Genomic DNA, 10,822 nt, shown 5'->3' on the forward strand with positions numbered 1-10,822 from the left:
CGCGCGGTCTCGATCCGCAGGGGCTCGGCGACGGGATCGAGCGCCCGCTCGACCTCGGCAGCGAGGATTTCCCGCACCTCGTCGGGTGAGATCCCCTTCTCGTAGCGGCCCTTGCCGACCGCCTCGGAGACGCGCGTCGCGGTCTCCACGCCGAAATCGGCCTGGATCAGGGCGTCCTCCAGATCCTCCAGCGTCGTCGCGTCGAGCTTGCGCTTGGTGAAGAGCCCCGTCACCCGGTCCGACAGGGAGGTCGAGGTCCGCTTCATGCCGGCGGTGAGGCGCCCCCACCAGCCGCGCTTGCCCGGGGCGTCCGCGAGGTCGAAATCCTTGGCCGCGTCGGTGGCCAAAGCGGCCGCCGTGTCGACGGGCTGAATGTCGGGGTCGGGGGCCGACGTGCCGGGTTCCAGGGCGGAGGGGGTCGGCTCGGCCGGTTCGGGCGCAGCCGATCGGGGTTCGGCCGGCTCGGGTTCGGCCGGCTCGGGCTCGAAGGCCCGGGAGGTCGTGTCCGCCGGCTCCGCCCCGCGCGCGGGCGCGTCGCCGGCCGTGCCGGCGGGCGGGCGTTCGGTGTCTCCCTCGATCGGCTGGAGGTCCGCGCCCTCGATCTCGTCGGGCACCGCGTTCTTGCCCGCCTCCTCGGGCGCGGGCTCGGAGGGCGGCAGCGGCACGTGGCTGACGTCGTCGGCGCCGGTGGCGAAGTCGGGCTGGCCCTCGGAGGCCGAGGCGGGCGAGTCCGGCGGCGGGACCGGGCTCTCCTCCGCGGCCGGCATGCCCTTGCGCCCGAACAGGCGGCCGAACCAGCCCGGCTTCTCGTCTTGACTCATGCGTCCCTGCTCCCGCAGGCCGGGCTCTTCGCGCCGGCCCACCACTCGCGTATCACCGATGATCCTGCCTGACATAGGCGCCCGCCTGCTCTACCGCGATGCCCTGCTGCTCGTCATCGACAAGCCGGCGGGCCTGCCGGTGCATCCCGGCCCGAAGGGCGGCGAGACCCTGACCGACCATCTCGACGCGCTCCGCTTCGGCCTGCCGCGGCGCCCCGAGGTGGTGCACCGGCTCGATCGCGACACGTCGGGCTGCCTCGCGCTCGGGCGCCACGCCAAGGCGCTCGCCCGCCTCAACCGCCTGTTCGCGACCGCCTCCGCCGAGAAGGTCTACTGGGCCCTCGTCGAGGGCGGCCCCGTGGGGGAGGCGACCAGCATCGATCTCCCCCTCGCCCGGCGCTCGGACGATCCGCGCAGCTGGTGGATGAAGGCGGACCCGGCGGGCGAGGCGGCGCTGACCCATGTCCGGGTGCTGGGCCGCAGCCCGGACGGGGCGCGGAGCTGGCTGGAATTGCGGCCCGTCACCGGCCGCACGCATCAGCTGCGCGTCCATTGCGCCGCATCGGGATTCCCGATCGTCGGGGACGCGATCTACGGGAGCGCCCCGCGCTCCGGCGGCCCCGGCTTGCAGCTCCACGCCCGCGCCCTCTCCCTGCCGCTCTACCCGAAGAAGCCGCCGGTGCGCGCCGAGGCGCCGGTTCCTGAGCACATGCGGGCGGGCCTCGATGCCTGCGGCCACCGGTCCTGAGGGAACCGCGCGGCGCATCTCCCGTCCGGGAGAGGCTTGGGGTGAGGCGGGAGCGCCTGCGCCCTCACGCCGCGATCAGCGCGCGCCCGTCGTGCCCGGCGATCCGCACGCTCCGGATCTCACCGGGCTCCGCGGCAAGCCGCACCGGCGTGAAGCCCTCGGTGCGGCCGGTGCCGCCGCGCTCGGCCAGGACGAGGCGGGTCTGCCCCACCTCCGCGTCGAGGTGCCGCCGGAGCGCCGCCGCCCCGGCCTCCCGCAGCCGCGCGGCGCGCTCGCGAACGAGGCCGGGATCGACCGGCGGCATCCGGGCGGCCGGCGTGCCGGGCCGGGGCGAGTAGGGAAAGACGTGCAGATGCGTGAGCCCGCACGCCTCCACGAGATCGAGGGTGCGGGCGAATTGCGCCTCGGTCTCGGTCGGGAAGCCGGCGATCAAGTCCGCCCCGAACACGGCGCCGGGGCGAAGCCCGCGGATGCGCTCGCAGAAGCGGATCGCGTCGGCGCGGGCGTGGCGGCGCTTCATCCGCTTGAGGATCAGGTCGTCGCCCGCCTGGAGCGAGAGGTGGAGATGCGGCATCAGCCGCGCCTCCTCGGCGAGGGCGGCGACGAGCTCCTCGTCGGCCTCGATCGAGTCGATCGAGGAGAGCCGCAGCCGCGCGAGGCCCGGCACGCCCGCCAGGATCGCCCGGACGAGTCGGCCGAGCCCCCCGCCCTGAGCCAAGTCGCGTCCGTAGGCGGTGAGATCGACGCCGGTCAGCACCACCTCGCGGCCGCCATGCTCCACGATGCGGGCGACCTGTTCGACGACGGCCGCCTCCGGCACCGAGCGCGAGCGGCCGCGGCCGAACGGGATGATGCAGAAGGTGCAGGCGTGGTCGCAGCCGTTCTGCACCGGGACGAAGGCGCGGGTATGCCCGGCGACCCCGGTGATCGCGGTCGGCGCGAGCGTGCGCGCCTGCATGACGGTGCCGGGCGGCGTCGGCTCCCGCCAAGCCCGCGGCGCGAGCTTGTCCGCGTTGCCGACGAGGCGGGCGACCTCGGGCATGGCGGCGTAGAGGCCGGTCTCCACCTCGGCGCCGCAGCCCGTCACCACGATCTCGGCCTCCGGCCGCTCCCGGGCGAGGCGACGGATCGCCTTGCGGGCCTGCCGCCCGGCCTCCGCCGTCACCGCGCAGGTGTTGACGACGACGCGCGCCCGCGCGCCCGCCTCGGGCCGTGCGGCGGCGCGCATCACCTCGGACTCGACGATGTTGAGGCGGCAGCCGAAGGTGAGGGTCTCGACGTCCATCACGGTGCCGGCCCGAACAGCTCCGGCGCGAAGCTGCCCTCCCCCTCGAGGAAGACGGGGCCCGTCATCAGGACATGGTCGTCGGCGCGCCACTCGATCACGAGCTCGCCCCCGGGCAGGCTCACCGCGGCGCCGCGCCCGATCATGCGCAGGCGCGAGGCCGCCACCACCGCGGCGCAGGCGGCCGTGCCGCAGGCGAGGGTCAGCCCGGCGCCCCGCTCCCAGACCCGGAGCTTGATCGCCTCGCGGCCCGTCACCCGGGCCACCGAGATGTTCGCCCGTTCGGGGAAGATCGGGTGGTTCTCCAGCATCGGCCCGATCCGGGCGAGATCGTAGCTGTCCGGGTCGCGGTCGACGAAGAAGATCGCGTGCGGGTTGCCCATGCTGACGGCCGCGGGGGAGTGCAGGATCGGATCGTCGATCGGGCCGATCTGCAGCTCGATGCGGCGGGTGTCGGGGAAGGGATCGCGCAGGGGGATCTCGTTCCAGGCGAGCCGCGGCTGGCCCATGTCGACGGTGAAGGAGCGGTCCGCCACCCGCTTCACCTCGACGAGGCCGGCCTTGGTTTCCAGGGTCAGCCGGCCGCTCTCGGCGGGCCGGGCCATGGCGGGGTCGTCGAACATCGCGAAGGCGACGCAGCGGGTGCCGTTGCCGCAGGCGCCGGATTCCGAGCCGTCGGTGTTGTAGATGCGCAGGAAGGCATCGGTGCCGGGGGTCGCGGGATCGTGCACGACCATGAGCTGGTCGAAGGCCGAGTGCGGGTCGTCCGCGATCGCCCGCGCCTCCTCCGGACGCACGCGGATCTCCGTGCCGCGCAGGTCGAGGACCACGATCGCGTTGCCCGCGCCGTGCATCTTCAGGAATCTTCGGTTGCTGAGCGCGCTCATGCTGTCCGGCGGTTCGAAGGGCCCGTCCGGGGCCGGGACCGCTATATGGCAAAGTGCGCAACGGCGCGCGACCCCGCCGGAAGCGGGGCTGCGATCCCGGTTCCGCGAGGACCGGCCCTCGCAGGCGGCCCGCTTCGTCACTAGTTTCCCCGGGCCTTCACCGCCGGACGCCCGATTCGGCGCGCCGGCCCCTCGCCGGAGCGACACCGTGACCCGCCTTCGTTCCCTGCTGTCCGCCGGTCTCCTCGCCCTCGCGCCCGGCTCCGGCCTCGCGCAGGAAGCAGCGCCCCCGCCGGCCTCGAACGCGCCCCCGCCCGCGGTGACGAGCCCGCTGCCGACGACGACCGTGCCCGACACCGGCAAGCCCGACCCGAACCGGACGACCGCGCCCCAGCCCGAGAAGGCCCTCGGCCCCCCGGCTGGGTCGCCCGCGCCCTCCGCCGCGCCCGCGCCCCGCAAGACCCTGGTCGAGACGCCCGGCGACGCCAACGACGTCGACGAGGTCTCGCTGCCGCCGAGGCCCGCCGCCATCCTGTCGGGCAAGGCGAAGTGGGAGGAGGCGGTGCCGAGCCTCAAGGCCGCCTTCGCGCGGATCGAGGCCGAGCTGTCCAGGGCCGGCGTCCCGCCGACGGGCCGCCCGATCGCGGTCTTCGCCAAGACCGACGACGACGGCTTCCAGTACGAGGCGATGGTGCCGGTGGCCGAGATCCCGGCGGGCAAGGCCGCCGAGAAGCCGGCCGACGGCGAGGGCATCCGCTTCGGCACCACGCCGAGCGGCAAGGCCCTCCGCTTCCCCCACAAGGGCTCCTACGACGAGATCGACGGCACCTACGAGACGCTGACCGCCTATCTCGACGCCAAGGACATCGTGGTGCAGGACCGCTTCATCGAGGAATACGTCACCGACCTGAACGACCGCGCCGACGAGAAGCTCGACGTGAACATCTACGCGCTTGTGAAATGAGGCGGTTGATTTCGCTCCCGGCGGCTGATCTCATTTTGAAGCCCGATCCATCGGCTCCGGAGCAGCCATGCCGCTGATCGTCACCGTCCGCTACGATCCCGAGGAACAGGTCTGGTACGTGCACGACTCCGAGGTGCCCGGCCTGCACGCAGAGGCGCAGACGCTCGACGCCTTGGTCGGGGTTATCGGCGACCTCGTGCCCGACCTCGCGGCGGTGAATCTGCCGCAGGAGAACGCGGGAGGCGGACGGGAGATCGCGGTCTGCATCCAGCACCTTATGAGCGCTAAGCCGGCACATGCCTGCTGAATGGGCTCGAACCTCTACCCGGAATTGGTTCGCCTGCTTCGCGAAGCCGGTTGCACGTTCGTGCGCCAGGGAAAGGGCTCGCACGAGATCTGGCAGAGCCCGATCATGGGGCGTCGCATCGCGGTTCCCCGCAACACGGTGATGATGCGGACCGCCAACGGCATTCTTCGGGACGCAGTGCTGCCCAGGGCCTTCTGACACGGTGGCCGAGGGAACCCCCGCCGCGCCTCGCGGATTCGCGCCTCATGCCCATCGCATCCGGACATGAGCGCGCCGCCCCGCGTCCCCGCCGCCTCGGAACCCAGGCGGCCCCCGCCGATCCCGATCTCGCCGCACGGGCCCTCGAGATCCACCGCCGGCTCTGCCCGGTCTACGGCTGCCCGATCCCCTACTTCCACAGCCTCGACCCGTTGAGCGAGCTCGTCTCCTCGCTCCTCTCGCACCGGACCCGCAACGCCGATTCGGGCCGTGCCTTCAAGGCGTTGCGCGCCCGCTACCCGGACTGGGCGCAGGTCCTCGACGCGCCCACGGCCGAGATCGAGGCGACGATCGCCGGGGTGACGTGGCCCGAACTGAAGGCGCCGCGGATCCAGGCGGTGCTGCGGGCGGTCGCGGAGCGGCGGGGCGCCCTCGATCTCGGCTTCCTGAAGGACATGGAGGTCGATGCCGCCCGCGCCTGGCTGGAGGCGATTCCCGGGATCGGGCCGAAGACGAGCGCGGCCGTTCTCTCCTTCTCGGTCCTGCGGATGCCGGCGCTGCCCGTCGACAGCCACCACCACCGGGTGGCGCAGCGCCTCGGCCTCGTCGGGGCGCGGGTCGATGTCGGGCCGGCCCACCCGGTGCTGCGCGCTCAATTGCCGCCCGATTGGAGTGCCCAGGACCTCTACGACAATCACGAGATCCTGATGCTGCACGGCCAGCAGGTCTGCCACCACCGGAACCCGGCCTGCGGCCGATGCGTCCTCCTCGATCTCTGCCCGACGGGACAGGCCCGGCGCGCCTCCCTGTGAGGCCGTGCCCGCTCCCTTGACCGGTCCCGGCCGCCGGTCCAGAACCGCGCGCCTGCGCGGAGGAGCCGTTCCGACGCGGGATCCGCAAGTCGGGCAAGACGTCGGGGGGAGACGCAGCGATGGCCGCGTTCAAGAAACTCGTGTTTTCGGGCGTTCAGCCGACCGGAAACCTGCATCTCGGCAATTATCTCGGCGCCATCAAGCGCTTCGTGGAGATGCAGGAGCGGGCCGATTGCCTCTACTGCGTCGTCGACCTGCACGCGATCACGCTCTGGCAGAACCCGGCCGAATTGCGGACGCAGATCCGCGAGGTCACGGCGGCCTTCATCGCGGCCGGCATCGACCCGAAGCGCTCCATCGTCTTCAACCAGAGCCAGGTGCCGCAGCACGCGGAACTCGCCTGGATCTTCAACTGCGTCGCCCGGCTCGGCTGGCTCAACCGCATGACGCAGTTCAAGGACAAGGCCGGCAAGGACCGCGAGAACGCGAGCGTCGGCCTCTACGATTATCCCGTCCTGATGGCGGCCGACATCCTGGCCTACCGGGCGACGCACGTGCCCGTCGGCGAGGACCAGAAGCAGCACCTCGAACTGACCCGCGACATCGCCCAGAAGTTCAACACCGACTTCGCGGAGTCGATCGAGGCGCACGGCCACGGCGAGGGCTTCTTTCCCATCACCGAGCCGCTGATCGGCGGGCCGGCCGCCCGCGTCATGAGCCTGCGCGACGGCACCAAGAAGATGTCGAAATCCGACCCGTCGGACTATTCGCGCATCAACCTCACGGACGATGCCGACGCCATCGCCCAGAAGGTGCGCAAGGCCAAGACCGACCCGGAGCCCCTGCCCTCGGAGGCCGCGGGCCTCAACGGGCGCCCCGAGGCCGACAACCTCGTCGGCATCTTCGCGGCGTTGCGAGGCGCGACCCGGGAGGCGGTGCTCGCCGAGTACGGCGGCGCCCAGTTCTCGGCCTTCAAGGGCGCGCTGGTGGAACTCGCCGTCGAGTCGCTCAGCCCCCTGAGCGCCGAGATGAAGCGGCTCGTGGCCGACCCGGCCCATATCGACGCGGTCCTCGCCGACGGCTCGGAGCGCGCCGCGGCGATCGCCGCCCCGACGCTCGATGCGGTGAAGGACATCGTCGGCTTCGTGCGGCGGGGTCGCTGACGGAGGCGTGGGCCGCCTCGCGCGGCTCGACGAAACGGGGGATGCGGACAGCGCGGGCCTCCTCCCGGACGGGAGCGGGGCCCGTCCGCGTCAGGCCTCTCCGCGGGCGACGAGCGACTCGTACTCGGACACCTCCAGGCGGCCCTCCTTCGCCACCCGTGCCCGGTCCTCGTCGCTGATCACGTCGCTGGCGAGGTCGAGGCGCTTCCAGGAGGCGAGCGGCGTCTCCCGGTCGGGCGTCGGCACGTACTTGTTCTGCGCCACCTTCTGGTACTTGTGGATGTAGCGCGGGCAGTTGACCCAGATCTTCGTCACGTCGACGCGCACGAGGTACTTGGCCTCTTTGTACTCCGCCATCAGCGGGTCGTCGCGCAGGAGCGTCGCGTGGCCCTGGACGCGGACGCGGTGCGGCGTCTCGAAATCGATGAAGAGCAGGCCGACCTTGGCCTGCCCCTCGATGTTGCCCATCGAGTAGAACATGCCGTTGCCGTCGAAGCCGGGGAAGACGAGGCTGCTCTCGCCCGTCACCTTCACGAAGCCCGGGCTGCCGCCCTTGTAGGAGACGGTCGGCATGCCGTCCGGATCGACCGTCGACAGGAAGAACATGTCGCGGCTGCCGATGAAGGCGGCCTCGTCCTCCCGGATCGTCTCGTGCACCCAGTCCGTGTCCAGGCGGTTGGCGAGCTTGACGGTGCCGAACTCTTCCTGGAGCGCGCGGTGCGCGTCGAAATAGAGCGATGCCATGGGTATCCTCCGCGGCAGCCTTCTCCGGGCCTGCCGGCGCGCATGAAACCCGCATTCGAGCGTGGCCGCAACTGCCGCAGTCGACCCTGGCGGATGAGGTCGCGCGGACGGGAGGGCAGGCGGCACACCGCTGGAACGATCACCCTTCCTCGCTCAGGGAGACCTGCGGCATGGCGCGACGCATGTACTCGTCGAAGAGGGGGACGGTGAAGGCTGTGTCCCCGTGTGACGGCGAGTAGATCATGCCTTTCCTGATGAGGGCACTGCGTGTCGGGGCAGCGGAGGTCACCTTGAGGCCGAGCTTGTCGGCGATGTCGCCGGACCGGTGCTTGCCCCGTCCAAACTCGGCCAAGGCCCGCATGTACCGTCGTTCTGCTGGACTGCATCGATCGAGCCGCACCTTGAAGAAGCTTTGATCGAGTTCTCTGATCGCAGCTTCGCTGGCGCGCTCGATGACAGGCAGATCAATCGTTTCATGCTCGGCGGCATTCCAGGCTTCGTAGGCCCATTGCTGCAGAAAGTACGGGTACTTTTCGGTGACGCTGATGATCCTCTCGACGGCGTCTGTCGTGAATGTTACGCCTTCGCTGTTGGCCGGTCGCTCGACGGCGCGGATTGCATCCTCCGTGCTGAGCGCGCCGATTTCCGGATAGCGAAACAATCGTTCGGAATAGGATTTCGAATTTCCGGCGAGGGCGCGAATCTGCGGAAGACCAGCGCCGATCAGGATCAGCGGCAGGGATCGTTGATTGACTCGGTGCACGGCCATGATGAGCGCGCTGAACTCCGACTCGCTCAGGTATTGCAGTTCATCGAGAAAGATCGCGATCGGACGGTTGGCCGCCTTGGCAGCCTCTGCAATGACGAGGACGAGTTCCGGAAGATCGTTCTCGATGCGTCCGCTATCGGCCAAGCCGGTCTCAGGGTCCATGCTCAGCCCGAACTCGATATCATTGATGGAGACGTTCAGGCCTCCGAGAAATCCTTTGAGACCGCGCAAGCCGCGGCGTGCCTTCTCCTTCGCGCCTTCGATCACGCTTAAGCTGTGAAGGATGCTTCGCAGGCTTGGTGCGATCAACTCGGGGAGCGTCTTTCCCTCGTGCGCCTCAATGAAAACCGCCTTGAACCGCTGCGTCTCCGCTTCCTCGTGCAGCCGATTGAGAAGCACCGTCTTTCCCACGCCGCGGAGCCCGACCAATATCAGGCTCTGGGTTGCCTTGCCGATGGCGACACGCTGCAGCGCAGTCGTCCCGGCAGCCAGCACGTCGGAGCGGCCGGCGAGCTCCGGCGGAGGTGTTCCTGCCCCAGGTGCGTAGGGGTTTCTGACAGGATCCATATTGAGCGATCTTAGGGAGTTATAGCGAAAAATCGCTATAACTCCCTAAGATCCATATATCAAGGCCATATTCCTATCATCGGAATGCATGCCGAGCTTTGAAAGCGCCATCGCGCGGGCCGGGTTGGATCAGGTGCCGCCCGGCCCGCACTCCCAAACGATCAGTTGCGGGACTTGTCGACCAGCGCCTTCTCGGAGATCCACGGCATCATGCCGCGCAGGCGCGCGCCGACCTCCTCGATCGGGTGGGCGGCGAGCTTGGCGCGCGTCGCCTTGAACGAGGTCTGGCCGACCTTGTTCTCCAGCATCCAGTTGCGGGTGAAGATGCCCGACTGGATGTCGTTGAGGACGCGCTTCATCTCGGCCTTCGTCTCCGGCGTCACGATGCGCGGGCCGGTGACGTACTCGCCGTACTCGGCGGTGTTCGAGATCGAGTAGTTCATGTTGGCGATGCCGCCCTCGTAGATGAGGTCGACGATGAGCTTCACCTCGTGCAGGCACTCGAAATAAGCCATCTCGGGGGCGTAGCCCGCCTCGACCAGGGTCTCGAAGCCGGCCTTGATCAGCTCGACGAGGCCGCCGCAGAGCACGGCCTGCTCGCCGAAGAGATCGGTCTCGCACTCCTCCTTGAAGGTCGTCTCGATGATGCCGGCGCGGCCGCCGCCATTGGCCGAGGCGTAGGACAGGCCGAGATCGTGCGCGTTGCCGGACGCGTCCTGCGCGATCGCGATGAGCGTCGGCACGCCGCCGCCCTTCAGGTACTCGCCCCGCACCGTGTGGCCGGGGCCCTTCGGGGCGACCATCAGCACGTCGAGGTCCTTGCGGGGCTCGATCAGGTTGAAGTGGACGTTGAGGCCGTGGGCGAAGAGGAGCGCGGCGCCCTCCTTGAGGTTCTTCTCCAGGGATTCCTTGTAGATGTCGCCCTGCAGCTCGTCGGGGGTGAGCATCATCACCACATCGCCCCACTTGGCGGCGTCGGCGACCGACATCACCTTGAAGCCCTCGCCTTCCGCCTTCTTGGCGGTGGCCGAGCCCTCGCGGAGCGCGATCACGATCTCCTTCACGCCGGAATCGCGCAGGTTCAGCGCGTGGGCGTGGCCCTGGCTGCCGTAACCGACGATGACGACCTTCTTGCCCTTGATCAGGTTCAGGTCTGCGTCGCGATCGTAATAGACCCGCATGGCGGCTTGTCCTTTTCGTGAGGTGTCGATGAGTGCGCTCCGGCGCCCTCGTTCGCGCGGCCGTGCGATGGCGGCGCTTTTAGCGAGGCGATCCCCTTGACGAAAGGGGAAATCGCCGCATGGCAGCCCTCGCGGGCCGACAGTCCCGCCCCGCCGTCAGGCCGGCAGCGGAAGCCCCTCCCGCGCGAAGGCCCGCTGCACGGCCGGGCGCCCGGCCATGGCGCGGGCATGCGCCGTCCAGGCCGGGAAGCGCTCGGCCATGTCGAAGCCGAGAGCCGGCCCGCGGCCCCAGGTCCAGAACAGCAGGAGGTAGGGATCGACCACGCTGTAGCGCCCGCCCACCGCCCATCCGCCGTTCGAGAGCCGCACCTCCGTC

At 70.1% G+C, this 10,822-nt stretch carries 13 protein-coding genes; 6 read left to right on the forward strand and 7 right to left on the reverse strand.

Annotation, left to right across the window (positions count from 1 at the left end; all coding sequences use genetic code 11):
- Positions 1 to 821 (reverse strand): signal recognition particle receptor subunit alpha (locus E1J50_RS24350; protein WP_207919285.1); only part of this gene is annotated, 821 nt, incomplete at its 3' end.
- Between the two features lie 58 nt (positions 822 to 879).
- Between E1J50_RS24350 and E1J50_RS24355 the strand changes: the two genes are divergently transcribed.
- Entirely contained in the window at positions 880 to 1,569 is a 690-nt protein-coding gene (locus E1J50_RS24355; protein WP_132256576.1) for an RluA family pseudouridine synthase, read from the forward strand.
- Between the two features lie 64 nt (positions 1,570 to 1,633).
- Here the strand turns inward: E1J50_RS24355 and mtaB are convergent, their stop codons facing one another.
- Positions 1,634 to 2,854 carry a tRNA (N(6)-L-threonylcarbamoyladenosine(37)-C(2))-methylthiotransferase MtaB gene (mtaB, locus tag E1J50_RS24360; RefSeq protein WP_132256578.1) on the reverse strand — a complete coding sequence of 407 codons (1,221 nt, stop codon included), beginning with the start codon at positions 2,852 to 2,854 and terminating at the stop codon, positions 1,634 to 1,636.
- Positions 2,854 to 3,741, reverse strand: a complete 888-nt coding sequence (gene dapF / locus E1J50_RS24365) for a diaminopimelate epimerase (RefSeq protein ID WP_132256580.1) — start codon at positions 3,739 to 3,741, stop codon at positions 2,854 to 2,856. Before dapF ends, mtaB begins: the two co-directional genes overlap by 1 nt.
- Positions 3,742 to 3,949: 208 nt before the next feature.
- On the opposite strand from dapF, the gene E1J50_RS24370 reads away from it, so the two are divergent.
- From E1J50_RS24370 to trpS, 5 genes are all read left to right on the forward strand, one after another.
- Positions 3,950 to 4,705 (forward strand): GyrI-like domain-containing protein, encoded by a 756-nt coding sequence (locus tag E1J50_RS24370; protein ID WP_207919286.1) that lies wholly within the window; start codon positions 3,950 to 3,952, stop codon positions 4,703 to 4,705.
- 67 nt (positions 4,706 to 4,772) lie between these two features.
- Entirely contained in the window at positions 4,773 to 5,012 is a 240-nt protein-coding gene (locus E1J50_RS24375; RefSeq protein ID WP_132256583.1) for a DUF1902 domain-containing protein, read from the forward strand.
- A complete protein-coding gene (locus tag E1J50_RS24380; protein ID WP_132256585.1) occupies positions 5,013 to 5,210 on the forward strand; it encodes a type II toxin-antitoxin system HicA family toxin in 198 nt (65 codons plus the stop codon). It begins immediately after the preceding gene.
- A 47-nt stretch (positions 5,211 to 5,257) separates the two neighbouring features.
- Positions 5,258 to 6,022 carry an endonuclease III domain-containing protein gene (locus tag E1J50_RS24385; protein ID WP_132256587.1) on the forward strand — a complete coding sequence of 255 codons (765 nt, stop codon included), beginning with the start codon at positions 5,258 to 5,260 and terminating at the stop codon, positions 6,020 to 6,022.
- A gap of 119 nt (positions 6,023 to 6,141) precedes the next feature.
- Positions 6,142 to 7,185 carry a tryptophan--tRNA ligase gene (gene trpS / locus E1J50_RS24390; RefSeq protein WP_132256589.1) on the forward strand — a complete coding sequence of 348 codons (1,044 nt, stop codon included), beginning with the start codon at positions 6,142 to 6,144 and terminating at the stop codon, positions 7,183 to 7,185.
- 90 nt (positions 7,186 to 7,275) lie between these two features.
- On the opposite strand, the gene E1J50_RS24395 is transcribed toward trpS, so the two are convergent.
- The 4 genes from E1J50_RS24395 to E1J50_RS24410 form a co-directional block, all read right to left on the reverse strand.
- Positions 7,276 to 7,929: a pyridoxamine 5'-phosphate oxidase family protein gene (locus tag E1J50_RS24395; RefSeq protein WP_132256591.1), complete on the reverse strand. Its 654-nt coding sequence runs from the start codon at positions 7,927 to 7,929 to the stop codon at positions 7,276 to 7,278.
- 139 nt (positions 7,930 to 8,068) lie between these two features.
- Complete coding sequence (locus tag E1J50_RS24400) at positions 8,069 to 9,265, reverse strand: ATP-binding protein (protein ID WP_132256594.1); 1,197 nt, start codon at positions 9,263 to 9,265, stop codon at positions 8,069 to 8,071.
- 161 nt (positions 9,266 to 9,426) lie between these two features.
- Positions 9,427 to 10,446, reverse strand: a complete 1,020-nt coding sequence (ilvC, locus tag E1J50_RS24405) for a ketol-acid reductoisomerase (RefSeq protein ID WP_132256596.1) — start codon at positions 10,444 to 10,446, stop codon at positions 9,427 to 9,429.
- 156 nt (positions 10,447 to 10,602) lie between these two features.
- Positions 10,603 to 10,822: glutathione binding-like protein (locus E1J50_RS24410; RefSeq protein ID WP_245516735.1), on the reverse strand; the 220-nt coding region annotated here is incomplete at its 5' end.

Origin of the sequence: Methylobacterium segetis, from assembly GCF_004348265.1 — a bacterium.
Classification (GTDB): Bacteria; Pseudomonadota; Alphaproteobacteria; order Rhizobiales; family Beijerinckiaceae; genus Methylobacterium; species Methylobacterium segetis.